Below are 13702 nucleotides of genomic sequence, written 5' to 3'. Positions count from 1 at the left end.
CCGGAGATGTCGAAGGCGGAGGGGGCCTGTGGGGTGGTGGTCATGCGTCCTCCGCTGCGGCAAGGGCGGCACGCACGTAGCGGTCGGTCTGGTCGAAAGCTGAGCCCAGGTGATGGGCGCCGGTCATGTCGGAGATCTCCGCCCAGTTCGCGGCGATGTCCTCGGCGGTGGCGTCGGCGCCGAGGGCGACGGGGTTGGCCTCGACCATCTGGGAGACGGCGAAGACACCCGCTCCGGCTCCCAGGATGACGCCGGTGGGCGCGTCCGGGGAGACGAGGAACTCGGCGGCGGGGGCGACGGTTTCCGGGCCGAGGAGCTTGGCGGCGTCCTCGGCGATGAGGCCGTCGGTCATCTGCGTGGCGGCGGTCGGGGCGAGTGCGTTGACGCGGATGCCCTTCTTCGTACCCTCGATGGCAAGCACGTTCATCAGGCCGACCAGGCCGAACTTCGCCGCACCGTAATTGGCCTGGCCGAAGTTGCCGTAGATGCCGGAGGCGGAGGTGGTCATGAGGATCCGGCCGTAGCCCTGCTCGACCATGTGCGGCCAGGCTGCCTTGGTGCAGTTCACTGAGCCGGTGAGGTGTACGGCGACGACCTTGTCGAAGTCATCGAGGTCCATCTTCGCGAAGGACTTGTCACGGAGGATACCGGCGTTGTTGATGAGGATGTCGATGCGCCCCCAGCGGGAGGCGGTGGCCCCGATCATCGCTGCGGCGGCGGCGCGGTCGGAGATGTCGGTGGAGTCTGCGACTGCCTCTCCCCCGGCGGCGGTGATCTCGTCGACGACATCCTGGGCATTGCCGAGGTCGTTGACGACAACCTTCACCCCGCGGGATGCCAGGGCGAGGGCATGGGCCCTGCCCAGCCCGCCGCCCGCTCCGGTGATGACCGCGACCTGCCCATTGAACTGCTCCATGTCTGCCATGTCACGTCCTTTCGTGTTCTGACCTGCAATACTCCTCAGTATTATGTGATGCAGGTCTCGTTGTGTCAAGGTTTTGTTCCCTATCGGATAACTCACCTGCCGTGACCTGCATCTCATGGTCCGGCGTGACTCAGACATGACGAAGGGGCGCGGCCCGCTCTCCGACCGCGCCCCGTGCAGAGCGTCCTACCCCGTCAGTGAATTACCCGACGGCACCGCACCACAGGTCGACGTGGCACCCTGACCGGCGAAACGGGCGTTGACCCACGGCACCATCTGCGTCGCCCAGTAGGCACCCGCGTAGGTGTGGCCGATCGGCGGGTACTCCTCGTACCGCACCGTCGTCCCGGCGTCGCAGTAGTACTGCGCCAGACCACGGGTGTCGCCGAGCAGCATCACACCGTCGCCGTCGCCGAGTGTCGGATGGACCGGCGTCTGCTGCTGGTCGGCGCCGCCGCCCGCCTGGCCGATGTAGTACGGGTACGCCGGCGCCGGGGCGATCCCCATGTTCGTGTCGTCGAGGACCGCGCGGATCGGCGGCACATCGTCCGGTGTCGGGTACTGCGGCAGGAACAGCTCGTTCCACCGGAGGTGGTCGTAGGTGTTCTCCGCGTCGTCGATCTTGACTCCGGCCATCTGCGCGACAACCTTCTTCCCCAGGTCCGTGAGGTAGGGGCTGAGGTCGTCACCGTAGGCCTTCGCCATCCCGGACAGCGCCATGCCGACCACACCGGACCACTTCGCGCCCTCACCCGCGTAGAAGAGATTGTGCTCCGGACGGACCATCACCCCGCCCTCGGCGACACCGACGATATTCCGCGCGATGTCCGGCGCATAGTCCTCGGCGATGATCGCCGCCCAGCCGGAACCGATGGAGCCACCGGAGTAGCCGGTCAGTGCGGTCGGGGAATCCGCCGCGACCTCCGCCTCCGGAGTGTCGCGGGCGGCGCGCAGGCCGTCGAGAATGATCTGGCCGTACTCCTTACCGACCGCGAAGATGCCGCGCTCACCCTGGATGTCCGGCATGACCACGGTGTGCCCCGCGGCGAGCAGCGGGGTGACGAACGCCGCCTCGGCGTAGTCCAGCATGCCCGACTGGGAGCCACGGGCCAGCACACGCGACGGCCCGTCCTCCGGATTCATCGAGTCGTAGAAGCTGGCGTACATGACCGTGTCCCCGGTCCTCCGCACCCCCTCCGGCGGCTGCAGCACGCTGGCCACCGCGACCGTCGGCTCCCCGGTGACGGTGGTCGTGCGGTACTGCACCTGGGTCATCGTCGCCGGGGTGGCGCCGAGATTGTTGATCCGGGCGGGGAGACTGCGCTGCTTGACCGGGGTTCCGGGAGCCAGCGACGCCAGGGACGCGGGGTCCGGCAGGCCGAAGAAGGCGGCGTCGCCGTCGACGACCGGAGCAGGCACCGGAGCAGGCTCAGCACCCGCGGCAGCCGGGACGACCGCCATGCCACCGATGGCCAGGGCGGGGACCAGCAGGACTGCGCCGAGCCGGGAACGCAGGGTGAACGCGGAGAACCGGGGACATGTCTGTTTCATGAACGGAACTTTATCCCGTTCTCCGGGGAAATCAGTGTGAATCGCCGTTTGCCGCGTCCAGCAGCTGCTGAAGTTGGGCGGCGTCCACCTGACCTCCGGAGAAGCCGACGATCCGGTCGAGCGGGATGCTGCCCATCATCGCCGCCATGTCGACGCCGAACGCGTCCCCGCTGTCCTCACCGCCACCGGCCAAACCTCCCGTCGCCTGACCGGTAGCCTGACCGATCGCCTGCGCGACCACCGGACTCGCCATCGCCTCGGCGAGCGTGGAGTTCAGCGTCAGCGGGACGCGTACCTTCTCGCCCTCCAGCTCCACCTCGGTGGATCCACGCAGGTCACGGCTGCTCGCACCGACGGCGACAACATAGCGGCCGGGCTCCACCACGAATTGGCCGGTACGGGTGTCTCGGTACTCCAGGTCGCGACGGTCGATGTGGATCTCCAGTTCAGCACGCTCACCGGGGTCCAGGGTCACCGATCCGAACCCACCGAGAGCCTGCGGCGCGCGCTTCACCGCGGACTCCGGCACCGCCACATACGCCTGGACGACCTCCCTGCCACGACGGAACCCGGTGTTCGTCACCCCGACGATGACGGTGATGCCCTCACCGTCATCGTCGGGCTGGGCGAAGATCCCGTCGTAGTCGAAGGTGGTGTAGCTCAGCCCGTGGCCGAAGGGGAAGGCGACGGAGAGTTCACGGGCGTCGTACCAGCGGTAGCCGACATGCAGCCCCTCGGCGTAGCGGACATTCCCGTACTCCCCGGGGAAGTCCAGGTAGGAGGGGGTGTCCTGGAGTCGCAGCGGAACAGTCTCGGTGAGCTTTCCGGAGGGGTTGACCACACCGGCCAGCACGTCGGCGACCGCTGTGCCGCCGGCCTGGCCGGTGAGGTTCGCGTCGACGATGGCGCCGGCGTACCTCCGGACCTGCCGCAGGTCAAGGACGCCGCCGTGGGCGAGCACCACGACGACGCGTTCCTGGACCGCGCGGACCGCGCGCAGCAGGTTGATCTGCTCGGCGGGCAGGCTCAGGCCGGTACGGTCGAAGCCCTCGGACTCCTGCTCCGCGGCGAGACCGAGGAAGACGAGGGCGACGTCGGCGTCGGCGGCGTCCTCCACCGCCTCAGCGAGGAGCGCCGGGTTCACCCCCGCACCGTCGGTGGTGAACCCGGCGGCGTAGGTCACCGGGGTCTGCCAGGTCTCGCGGATGGCCTCGAGCGGGGACACCAGACGCGTGGGATTGACGTGGGAACTGCCGCCACCCTGGTAGCGGGGCACATCGGCGAAGGCGCCGATGACGGCGACCGAGCCGGTCACACCGGAGGCGGCGACCGGCAGCAGATGCCGTCCGTCGACCTCCTCGTTGCTCAGCAGGACGATCGAGGACGCGGCGGCCTCGCGGGCCAGGTCATGGTGGGCGTCAATGTCTGCGTCGGTGAAGACGGCGGTGGAATCGTGGGATGCGTGCAGCCGGACCGCCAGGTCGGCGACGCGCTGTGCTGCGGTGGTGACCTGGTCCTCCGCCAGCTCACCGGCACCGACGGCGGCGACGACCTCGGCGTCCGCCGCTCCGCCGTCAGCGGGCATCTGCAGGTCGAGGCCGGCTCGCACGGCCGCGACCCGGCCACCGACGGCACCCCAGTCCGAGACGACGGCACCGGTGAAACCCCACTCGGTGCGCAGGATGTCGGTGAGCAGTTCCCGGCTGTGCCGGACCGGCACCCCGTTGACCGCGTTGTAAGAGCACATGACGGTGGCGGGGGCGGCGTCCTCCACGACGCGGCGGAAGCCGCGCAGGTAGAGCTCGTGGAGCGGACGCTCGTCCACGTCGGAGCTGGCCCGCATCCGGTCCGCCTCCTGGTTGTTCAGCGCGAAGTGCTTGAGCGACGCGCCGACGCCGTGGCCCTGCAGGCCGTTGACCCAGGCCGTACCGAGGACGCCGGAGAGGTGGGGGTCCTCGGAGTAGTACTCGAAGTTCCGGCCGCCGAGCGGAGACCGCTTGATGTTGATGCCGGGACCGAGGACGACCTGCACGTCCGCTGCCTGTGCCTCGTCGGCGACGGCGGCGGCGACGCGGGAGACCAGGTCCGGGTCCCAGCTCTGGCCCAGGCAGGCCGCCGGCGGGAAGCAGGTGGCGGGCACGGAACCGGAGATGCCGAGATGGTCGGTGGCGCCTTCCTGTTTCCGCAGGCCGTGGGGCCCGTCGGTCAGGGTGATCGACGGGACGGCGGGGGTGGTGTCTGTGCCGGGGATCTCCTTGGTGGTCCAGAAGTCCGCGCCGGAGCCGAGCGCGGCGCGCTGGCCGAGGGTGAGGGGACTGAGGTCGGTGGATGTGGTGCGCGAGTCACTCATGACCCCTTTGTACGCGACAGCACCACCCCCTCGGCGACGGTCAGGACACCGGCGACCGGTACCGGGTCAGGCTGCGGCACCTCCGTCGCCGGGTTCGGCGCCGGGTTCGGCGTCGAAGCCGTCGCCAGGTTCACCGCACCCCACCAGGCGCAGTCCGGAGAAGACCTCCCGGTCCGCCCGGTCGTGGAGCCGGAGTGTGTCCCGCACCATCCCCACCGAGCAACAGCGTTCGGTCACGTCGACGCGGTCGAGGGAGGCACCCGGGGCCTGCGGGAAGAAGACGACGATACGGTCGCCGTCGGTTTCGACGAAGTGTGCGCCGCGCTCGACCAGTCCGGTCCGGCAGGCGCGCCACCAGCGCTCGTCGAGCCCGGGGCCGTCACAGTATCCACACCCGCAGACCATGTCGTTCGCCCCGGGGCCGACCGGGATTCCCGTACCCTCCCGGCTGATCCCGGCGTACCCGGTGGCGGTGACGAGGATGCCCTCCTGCATCGAGACCACCCTGGTGACCTGTGGGTACCGGTGCTCCGGCCGGACCGGGGCAGTCTCCACCAGATCCCCGCAGACCAGCGGGACGCCGAAGCAGATGTTGTCGAGCATCCTCACGGTGTGCCCGGGGCGTCCTCCGGCGGCGTTCCGGATGCCCGGCGGCGCCAGGTCCAGTTCGGCTGCGGGGATCGGATGGCTCCACACCATCTCCGACCAGGTGACGGTGCCGAGGCCGGGGAAGGTGTCCCGCATGCGGATCTCGATCTTGTCGTGCGTGTCCATGATGTTCTCCTTGATGTTCTTGGTGTCCGTCGGACAGGTGGGAGAACGGTAACAACCGGGGCGGACGGACAGCACCTGATTTTCGTCCTCGATCGAACATGTGTTCCTATCGTGGAGGCTCCAGGCCGAGCAACTGCTCATCCAGGCTGCCGGCTTCATCGCCGTGGTCGTCACCGTCAGGCTCAACACCGCCGTGCTTCGGCAGTCGACGAATGCCCAGGAGCAGAAGACCGGCGCAGACAACCGGACACAGTGGTGGACCAGGTACACGTGGGCGGTGGAGCTGCGGCGGAGTAAGGATCCGGCCCGCCAGCTTCTCGGCTGGTCGCATCTCAACATCCTGATTGCGAGTCCGTTCACGACCGAAAGCGAACAAGATGTTCTGATCATGCTGGCGCTGGGCGGCCCTGACGACAGCAATGGACCCCACATCAGAAACGAGGACCGACAATGCCACTGTCACTCAATGAGATCACCGACCCCAAGGTGCGCAAAGCTGCTGCACGCACCGTTGTCACCGCCAGTCAGGACACCAAGACGATCCTGCCGCGCTGGGTGTACGAACTCGCCGGTGCGCCCGTCCCCGACAACGCCACCGACGAACTCCAACGCGTCCCCCCGGAAGGCTCACTGTTCTGACGGTTCCGGCGACCCGCCTTCCACAGCCCGGAATCTGTCCACCAGGAACGGGACACCGAACGCCCCACCACTGACCACCTGCACGAAGTGGTTGTAGTCACCGACCTGCGGCATCACATCGTCCCGGTACACCACCGGCGCCCCCCGCCGCCTGCCAGTCCCGCACCAGCCGCTTCGCCTGCCCGTACTCCACCAGCCCGTCACGGGGCCCGGAGATGATCATCACCGGCGCCGTCGGCAACGGCGAACCCGGCGCGCCGATCCGCTGGTCGGCCATGGCGGACGCCCCGACCGGACCACCGAGCATCGCCTCCTCCAACGGGCGGCCACCGAGCATCATCTCCGCAGTGGACGCCTCCCCGAACTGAGCGGCGACATCGTCATTGCACCCGACCGCCGCGGCATCCAGGATCTCCCGGCCACGCGGCGAGACCACCGCATCGAGTTCCGCGGCGAACTCCGGGTAGCGGTTCTCCGGTGACTGTCATTACCCGTGCGCGACCGCGTAGGGTGGTGCCCCATGTCCACGAAGACCCCGCCCGTACACGTCGTCCTCACCGGCGTGTGCGGCACCGGACAGACCGGCGTCGCCGAGCATCTGTCCCGACGCACCGGCATGCCCGTCGCCGACGCCGACTCGTTCCATCCGGCCACCACCAGGCGGAAGATCGCCACCGGACAGGCCCTCTGCGCCGCCGACCTCACCGGCCAACTCCACCGGATGCGCGACTGGATCGCCGACCGGGCGGTCTCCGGCACCTCCACCCTCATCGCCTGCCCGCCGCTGAGCCGCGCCAGCCGCGACCTCCTCCGCGAGGCCGAGGACGTCGTCGCCCTCACCGGGCAGGTCGGCATCCGCCTCGTCTTCATCGAACTGACAGTCCCGGGCAGTGCCGACAGGGCCGACAGGGCCGACAGGGCCGACAGGGCCGAAGGGGCGGACAGTGCCGGCATTGAGCCGCTCGAGGCCGACGAGCACGGCACCACCGTGGACGCTTCAGGAGAGCCGGGGGACGTCGCAGACCTCGTGGTGGTCGCGATCGCCCGGCTGCGGCACGCTCATCCGGTCCCTCCCGCTTAGGTTCACCTGCCCGGGGCACCGTCTCGCCGGTAGAGTCCGGAACATGTCCGAGAACACCCTGCAACCCGTTCACCTCGTCATCATGGGGGTGAGCGCCAGCGGCAAGACAACGCTCGCTGAACGCCTGGCCGCGACCACCGGTTTCCCCTACGCCGAAGCCGACGACTTCCACCCCGCCGCCAACAAGGAGAAGATGGCCTCCGGTCACGCCCTCAACGACGATGACCGCTGGCCGTGGCTGCGCAGTCTCGCCGACTGGATGGTCGGTCACGCGAACAACGGCGACTCCTCCATCGTCACCTGTTCCGCCCTCAAGCACTCCTACCGTGACGTGCTCCGCGCGGCCGACGGGGTGCACGGCGGCCGAGTCCTCTTCGTCGAGCTCCAGGCTCCCGCACCGGTTCTGCTGGAACGGTTGAACAGCCGCACGGGACACTTCATGCCGGCGTCCCTGCTGGACAGTCAGCTCGATACCCTGGAGCCGCTCACCGACGACGAGAACGGTCTCACCCTCGACGCCACCGCCGACCCGGAGGGCCTCGCCGCCGAGGTGCTGGCCGCCGCCGGTCTGGGTCGACAGGTCACCTCGTGAGCGCCGGCGGAACCCCCGGGCTCCTCGCCGCGGACGCGGAGGTCCTCACCTCCGCCTCTGACTCCCGCCTCATCATCTCCGCTGTCGTCGGCATCGCGCTGATCATCGTCCTGATCGTGTGGGCGAAGGTCCACCCGTTCCTCTCCCTCATGCTCGGCTCCGCAGTCCTCGCCGTCGTCGCCGGGATCCCCCTGGTCGAGACTTTCACCTCCTTCTCCTCCGGCTTCGGGAAAACCGTCGGTGACGTGGGCGTACTCATCGCCCTCGGCGCGATCGTCGGTCAGTTCCTCGTCACCTCCGGCGCGGCGGACTCCATCGTGGACGCCTTCCTCGACCGCACCGCCCCGAGGTGGCGGCCCTGGGTCATCGCCGGACTGGCGATGCTGCTGGGCATCCCGTTGTTCTTCGAGGTCGGGATCGTGCTGCTGATCCCGGTCATCATCCTCGCCGCCCGCCGGTCCGACCTGCCCCTGATCCTGCTGGGTATCCCGGCGCTCGCCGGACTGTCCGCGTTGCACGCCCTGGTCCCGCCGCACCCCGGCCCGCTCATCGCGGTGGACGCCCTGCAGGCGAACCTCGGACTCACCCTGGCGCTCGGCCTGCTCGTCGCGGTCCCGGTCGTCGCGGTCGCCGGACCGCTGTCGGCGAAGGTCATGGCGAGGTGGGTGCCGATTCCCGCGCCGGCCGCCGCAGTCGAGGCGGACAAGGATGAGGACGCCGGCCCGAAGCCCTCCGTCGCCCGTGGCCTGACCGTGGTCCTGCTGCCCGTGGTGATGATGCTCTCACGCACCGTCGTCGAGTCCACGGGGGTCGACGAGAACTCCGTGGCCTACAGGACCTTCGAGTTCCTCGGCGAGCCGATCGTCGCCCTGCTGGCCACGGTACTGGTCGGCATGACGCTGCTCGGCTTCTTCCAGGGCCGCACCGCCAAGGAGGTCTCCGACACCGTCGGGGCGTCCTTCGGACCGATCGCCGGGGTGATCCTCATCGTCGGTGCCGGCGGTGGTTTCAAGCAGACCCTGGTCGACACCGGCGTGGCGGACATCATCGGCGACCGGGTGCAGGACGCCCCGGTCTCCACCCTCGTCGCCGGCTGGCTGGTGGCGGTGTTCATCCGCCTGGCCACCGGTTCTGCGACCGTGGCGACAGTGACCGCGGCGGGCATCATGGCGCCGCTGGCCGAGGGGGCGGCCCCGGCGGAGGTCTCACTGCTGGTGCTGGCCATCGGCGCGGGGTCGGTCTTCTTCTCCCACGTCAACGACGCCGGGTTCTGGCTGGTCAAGGAGTACTTCGGCATGACCGTGCCGCAGACGCTGAAGACCTGGTCGCTGATGGAGACGGTGCTGTCGGTCACCGCACTGGTCATGGTGCTGCTGCTGAACCTGGTGATCTGACCCCGGTCGTCCGACCGGGGCCCGGGACACCACAGCCCCGGCACGGAAAAAGTACGGGGAGAGGTCACGTCCGGGACATCCGGACGTGACCTCTCCCCGTACTTACTTGCCCGGCGGGCCTACGCGCCGGTGCCGGCGTCCGCGGGGGAGGACGCCGCGGCGGCCTTCCGCTTCGCGAGGTTGTGCTTCACCAGCGGCCACAGCACGACCACCACGCCGGTGGCCACGAGGCTGGTCCACACCTGCGTCCGACTGGACTCCTGCACCACCATCACCACGAAGATCGCGACCACACCGGCGATGAGCAGGAAGTTCATCCACGGATACAGCGGTGCCCGCATCTCCAGGGCGGCGACCTCGGCGTCCGTCATCTTCCGCCGCATGTTCCAGTGCGTCAGCGCGATGATCACGTAGACGAACAGGGCGACCAGACCCGAGGAATTCATGATGAAGTCGAAGATGCCGGTGTCCGGGAAGGCGAAGTTCACGATGGTCGCGGCGACACCCCCGACGGTGGACGCCACCAGCGCCACCAGCGGCACCCCGCGCCTGTTGCGCACGGTCACGGCCTTCGGGGCGAAGCCCTGGTCACCCATCGCGGCGAGCATGCGGGACGCCGAGTACAGCCCGGAGTTCAGCACGGAGAGGACCGCGGTGAAGATGATGAGCTGCATGACGTTCGCCGCACCGGGCACACCGAAGAGCTCGAAGACGTAGGTGAACGGGGCTGAGGCGACATCCTTCGGCTCGGGCAGTTCGTCCCACGGCACGATCATGACGATGAGGGCGACGGAGCCGACGAAGAACAGCAGGATGCGCCACACGACGGTGTTCGTCGCACGCCGCACGGACTTGCCCGGGTCCTCGGACTCGGCGGCTGCCATGACGGCGATCTCGGTGCCGAAGTAGGCGAAGATCACGATCGCCACACCGGTCAGCGCCTGTCCGATACCGTTCGGTGCGAAACCACCGTGGTCCCAGAGGTTCTGCACGGAGAACTCCGAGTCCGGCCAGAGACCGAGGGCGAAGAGCACACCGGCGACGAGGAAGACCACCACGGCGATGACCTTGATCCCGGCGAGCCAGAACTCGATCTCACCGAAGCTGCGGGTCGAGACCGCATTCGAGCCGACGAACACCGCCAGCAGGATCAGCGACCATGCCCAACTCGGTACGGCCGAGAACCAGCCGTGCATCGTCTCTCCGCCGATGACCGCTTCGTAGGCGAGCACCCCGACCCAGAAGTACCAGTACAGCCAGCCGACGAGGTAGGACGCCCCGTCGCCGAGTCCGTGCTTCGCGTAGTCCATGAAGGAGCCGACCGTCGGCCGGTGCGCGGCCATCTCGCCGAGCATCTTCATCGCCAGGTAGACCAGCAGTCCACCGAGCAGGTAGGAGAGGATCGCCGCGGGCCCGGTGGAACGGATGATGTTCCCGGAGCCGATGAAGAGACTGGAACCGATGATGCCGCCCAGCGCGATCAGGGTGACGTGCCGGTTCGCGAGCTTCTTCGCCTCCTTCCGGGTGCGGCCGCGCTGGCCTTGTTCTCCGGTGTCGGTCGAAGTGCTCACTGGTGTTCCTTCAGTCGTGTCGTGCGCCTGGACTCGGCGCTGGTGGTCGTGGTTCGGTGGGTTCCCGGGTCATCCTGGAATGTACTGGGACTTCCGGGGGCTTCCTAGGCCAGGGCCTCGCGTACGGCGCCGGCGAGGACACCGAGGCCCTCACGCAGCAGGGCCTCGGGGATGACCAGCGGCGGCAGCAGACGGATGACGTTGCCGTTGAGGCCGCAGGTCAGGGTCAGCAGGCCGGCGGCCTGGCAGGCGCCGGCGATCGCCTTGACGGCTGCGCCGTCGGGCGCGCCCGACGCGTCGACGATCTCGATGGCGAGCATGGCGCCACGGCCACGGACCTCAGCCACCCGGCCGTCGGTCTCACCGACCAGCGGCTCGAGGATCTCACGGACGACGGCCTCGATCTCGCGGGCACGGCCGGCGAGGTCGAGCTCCTCCATCTGGCCCAGGGCGGCGAGCGCGGCGGCGCAGGCGACCGGGGAGCCGGCGTAGGTGCCGCCGAGGGAGCCGGGGCCGGGGGCGTCCATGATCTCCGCGCGGCCGGTGACGGCGGACAGCGGCATACCGCCGGCGATGCCCTTGGCGGTGGTCATGATGTCCGGGACGATGTTCTCGTGGTTGACGGCGAACCAGTCACCGGTGCGGCACATGCCGGCCTGGATCTCGTCGGCGATGAACACGACGCCGTTGGCGCGGCACCACTCGGCGATGGCCGGGAGGAAACCCTCGGCGGGGACGACGAAACCGCCCTCACCCTGGATCGGTTCGATGACGACGCAGGCGAGGTTCTCGGCGCCGATCTCCTTCTCCATCTGCCAGATGGTCTGCTCGGCCGCCTCCGGGCCGGTGAGGCGGTCGTGCAGCGGGTAGCTCATCGGGGCGCGGTAGACCTCGGAGGCGAACGGGCCGAAACCGGACTTGTAGGGCACGTTCTTCGCGGTCATGGCCATGGTCAGGTTGGTGCGGCCGTGGTAGGCGCGGTCCATGACGACGACGGCGTCGCGTCCGGTGAAGTTACGGGCGATCTTCACCGCGTTCTCCACGGCCTCGGCGCCGGAGTTCAGCAGCACGGTGCGCTTGTCGTGGTCACCCGGGGTGATCTCGTTGAGCTTCTCGGCGACGGCCGTGTAGGACTCGTAGGGCGAGGTGGTGAAGTTGGTGTGGGTGAAGTGCCCGACGGACTCCTGCACGGCGGCGACGACGGCCGGATTGGATGCGCCGACGCTGGTCACGGCGATGCCGGACGCGAAGTCGATGAAGGAGTTCCCGTCGGCGTCGACGAGGACACCACCGTCGGCGTCCACCACGTAGCCGGCGAGTGCCGGGGCGATGCCGCGGGCGACGGCGGCGGACGTGCGGGCTGCCAGGGCCGCGGACGCCGGGCCGGGCAACGGGCCGGTGATCTTCCGCTCCTGCGGCAGACGGTAGGTGAGATCCTGCATGGGAGGCTCCTGTGACGGTTGTGCCGGGAGGCGGTGATCGGACCGGTTCCGGCGGATGAACTTCTACTCCCCGGGATTATGGTCTTCGTCACGTCGGAGTACTGATGTCCCGGATGGCGAATAATCAGTCTCCTTTTGTACACTTCGGCCATGCCAGAGAGTTTTCCGTTGTCCTGGTTGCAGGCCCAGCAGCACCTCGATCTGCACCCGGTCGTCACCACCGACACCACCGCGGAGTTCAGTGTCATCCAGCCGACCGAACTCACCGACCCCCGCGAATTCCTGCTGCCCGGCGCGGTCGTCCTCACCGTCGGCGTCGCACTGGTCAGGGAGGAGGCCCCCTTCCCCGCCTACGTCGCCCACCTCGCCGAGGCACAGGTCACGGCGGTCGGGTTCGGCACCGGCCTGTTCTACCCGGAGGTCCCCGACGCGCTGGTCTCCGCCTGCCGTGACGGCGGCATCGCCCTGTTCGAGGTACCCCGGCACACCGCGTTCATCTCGATCCTCAACACCGTCGCCGAGGAACGCGCCCGGCGCGACCGTCGCGACCGGGAGCATCTCATCGCCGTGCAGGAACAGCTCTCCGCCGCGGCGGTGCGTGGCGGGATGGACGCCCTGCTCACCGACACCGCGTCCCACCTGTCCGGGGCGGTGGCCGTCACCGACAATGATGCGCGGCTGCTGGGCCGGTGCGACCGGACGGCAGGCAACGGCACCCTGCTCAGCGCCGTCGAGGTGGGGCGGGAGCAGGTCCGCAGCAGTGCCGACCACCACGGTTCCGGTGCGGAGGCGGTGTGGCGGATGACGCAGCGCATGACTCCGCAGGGTGAGCGGGTGCACTTCATCACGGTGCTCGCCGACCATCCCTTCAGTCCGCACGACCGGGCGGTGCTCAAACACGCCGCCGGTCTGGCGGACATCCTGCTGCAGCGACCGAGTTACCTGCGTCGGGCCCGGACCGAGCTGAACTCCCTGGCGCTGCGGATGCGGCTGGGCCTGGGTGGTGTCACCGGCTCCGGCGGGGCGGGTGGGGTGGGGCAGATCCTCGATCAGGCGGCCGACGGGGACGGGCGGGTACGTCCGACGGTCGTCGCCGCGGACCGGGTCGCTGACCTGCGCAAGGCGTTGACCGCCGCGGACCGGGCGACGGCGGACAGTGGACGTCACCTCTTCGCCACCGAACTGGACACCTCCACCATGCTGTTCCTGTTCCGTGGTTCCCGGTCGGTGGATGCGGTGGCGTCGACCTTCGGTCCCGCGGCACACCGGGTGCGGATCGCGGTGGGGGAGCCGGTGGCCTGGGACGAGGTGACGATGGACCGGGTACGTCGACTGGAGACGGCGGCCCGGTCCCTGGCCCCCGGCGCCGTCGCCGGCCCCTAT

The 13702-nt window shown here is 69.1% G+C and carries 12 protein-coding genes; 5 read left to right on the top strand and 7 right to left on the bottom strand.

The features are described from left to right. Positions 1-40 precede the first annotated feature (40 nt). The 4 genes from QZV72_RS11700 to QZV72_RS11685 all read right to left on the bottom strand — a co-directional run bounded on the left by QZV72_RS11700 (position 41) and on the right by QZV72_RS11685 (position 5600). Positions 41-916, bottom strand: coding sequence for an SDR family NAD(P)-dependent oxidoreductase (locus QZV72_RS11700; protein ID WP_297008680.1), 876 nt, complete (start codon positions 914-916; stop codon positions 41-43). Between the two features lie 195 nt (positions 917-1111). Further along, the gene (locus tag QZV72_RS11695; protein ID WP_297008679.1) at positions 1112-2476 is read right to left on the bottom strand and encodes a lipase family protein; all 1365 of its coding nucleotides are present in this window, start codon (positions 2474-2476) and stop codon (positions 1112-1114) included. Between the two features lie 31 nt (positions 2477-2507). After that, positions 2508-4826, bottom strand: coding sequence for a glycoside hydrolase family 3 C-terminal domain-containing protein (locus tag QZV72_RS11690; RefSeq protein WP_297008678.1), 2319 nt, complete (start codon positions 4824-4826; stop codon positions 2508-2510). Between the two features lie 66 nt (positions 4827-4892). Next, a complete protein-coding gene (locus QZV72_RS11685; protein WP_297008677.1) occupies positions 4893-5600 on the bottom strand; it encodes a hypothetical protein in 708 nt (235 codons plus the stop codon). Between the two features lie 450 nt (positions 5601-6050). On the opposite strand from QZV72_RS11685, the gene QZV72_RS11680 reads away from it, so the two are divergent. Beyond that, the gene (locus QZV72_RS11680) at positions 6051-6239 is read left to right on the top strand and encodes a hypothetical protein (RefSeq protein WP_297008676.1); all 189 of its coding nucleotides are present in this window, start codon (positions 6051-6053) and stop codon (positions 6237-6239) included. A 97-nt stretch (positions 6240-6336) separates the two neighbouring features. On the opposite strand, the gene QZV72_RS11675 is transcribed toward QZV72_RS11680, so the two are convergent. Next, the gene (locus QZV72_RS11675; RefSeq protein WP_297008674.1) at positions 6337-6675 is read right to left on the bottom strand and encodes a lipase family protein; all 339 of its coding nucleotides are present in this window, start codon (positions 6673-6675) and stop codon (positions 6337-6339) included. Positions 6676-6759: 84 nt separating this feature from the next. On the opposite strand from QZV72_RS11675, the gene QZV72_RS11670 reads away from it, so the two are divergent. From QZV72_RS11670 to QZV72_RS11660, 3 genes are read left to right on the top strand one after another with little or no spacing between them, the layout of a single operon-like run. Further along, positions 6760-7320 carry a carbohydrate kinase gene (locus QZV72_RS11670; protein ID WP_297008672.1) on the top strand — a complete coding sequence of 187 codons (561 nt, stop codon included), beginning with the start codon at positions 6760-6762 and terminating at the stop codon, positions 7318-7320. A 43-nt stretch (positions 7321-7363) separates the two neighbouring features. Continuing rightward, a complete protein-coding gene (locus QZV72_RS11665; protein ID WP_297008671.1) occupies positions 7364-7912 on the top strand; it encodes a gluconokinase in 549 nt (182 codons plus the stop codon). Next, positions 7909-9306 (top strand): GntP family permease, encoded by a 1398-nt coding sequence (locus tag QZV72_RS11660; protein WP_297008670.1) that lies wholly within the window; start codon positions 7909-7911, stop codon positions 9304-9306. The genes QZV72_RS11665 and QZV72_RS11660 overlap by 4 nt, the downstream gene beginning before the upstream one ends. A 119-nt stretch (positions 9307-9425) precedes the next feature. Here QZV72_RS11660 and QZV72_RS11655 read toward each other — a convergent pair whose 3' ends face one another. Next, entirely contained in the window at positions 9426-10877 is a 1452-nt protein-coding gene (locus QZV72_RS11655) for an amino acid permease (RefSeq protein ID WP_297008667.1), read from the bottom strand. Positions 10878-10981: 104 nt separating this feature from the next. Then, on the bottom strand, positions 10982-12319 hold the full coding sequence (gabT, locus tag QZV72_RS11650; RefSeq protein ID WP_297008666.1) for a 4-aminobutyrate--2-oxoglutarate transaminase: 1338 nt from the start codon (positions 12317-12319) through the stop codon (positions 10982-10984). A 150-nt stretch (positions 12320-12469) separates the two neighbouring features. Between gabT and QZV72_RS11645 the strand changes: the two genes are divergently transcribed. Then, the coding region (locus tag QZV72_RS11645) for a PucR family transcriptional regulator ligand-binding domain-containing protein (protein ID WP_297008664.1) at positions 12470-13702 on the top strand (1233 nt) is incomplete at its 3' end.

This window comes from uncultured Corynebacterium sp., from assembly GCF_902782855.1.
Lineage (GTDB): Bacteria > Actinomycetota > Actinomycetes > Mycobacteriales > Mycobacteriaceae > Corynebacterium.
This window is presented reverse-complemented; position numbering and strand designations above follow the sequence as displayed.

What these genes read in the sequence shown, in the direction of transcription:
- QZV72_RS11700 (WP_297008680.1), bottom strand. Translation starts at nt 916, where the DNA reads ATGGAGCAGTTCAATGGGCAGGTCGCGGTCATCACCGGAGCGGGCGGC.
- QZV72_RS11685 (WP_297008677.1), bottom strand. Translation starts at nt 5,600, where the DNA reads ATGGACACGCACGACAAGATCGAGATCCGCATGCGGGACACCTTCCCC.
- gabT (WP_297008666.1), bottom strand. Translation starts at nt 12,319, where the DNA reads ATGCAGGATCTCACCTACCGTCTGCCGCAGGAGCGGAAGATCACCGGC.
- QZV72_RS11695 (WP_297008679.1), bottom strand. Translation starts at nt 2,476, where the DNA reads ATGAAACAGACATGTCCCCGGTTCTCCGCGTTCACCCTGCGTTCCCGG.
- QZV72_RS11680 (WP_297008676.1), top strand. Translation starts at nt 6,051, where the DNA reads ATGCCACTGTCACTCAATGAGATCACCGACCCCAAGGTGCGCAAAGCT.
- QZV72_RS11665 (WP_297008671.1), top strand. Translation starts at nt 7,364, where the DNA reads ATGTCCGAGAACACCCTGCAACCCGTTCACCTCGTCATCATGGGGGTG.
- QZV72_RS11690 (WP_297008678.1), bottom strand. Translation starts at nt 4,826, where the DNA reads ATGAGTGACTCGCGCACCACATCCACCGACCTCAGTCCCCTCACCCTC.
- QZV72_RS11670 (WP_297008672.1), top strand. Translation starts at nt 6,760, where the DNA reads ATGTCCACGAAGACCCCGCCCGTACACGTCGTCCTCACCGGCGTGTGC.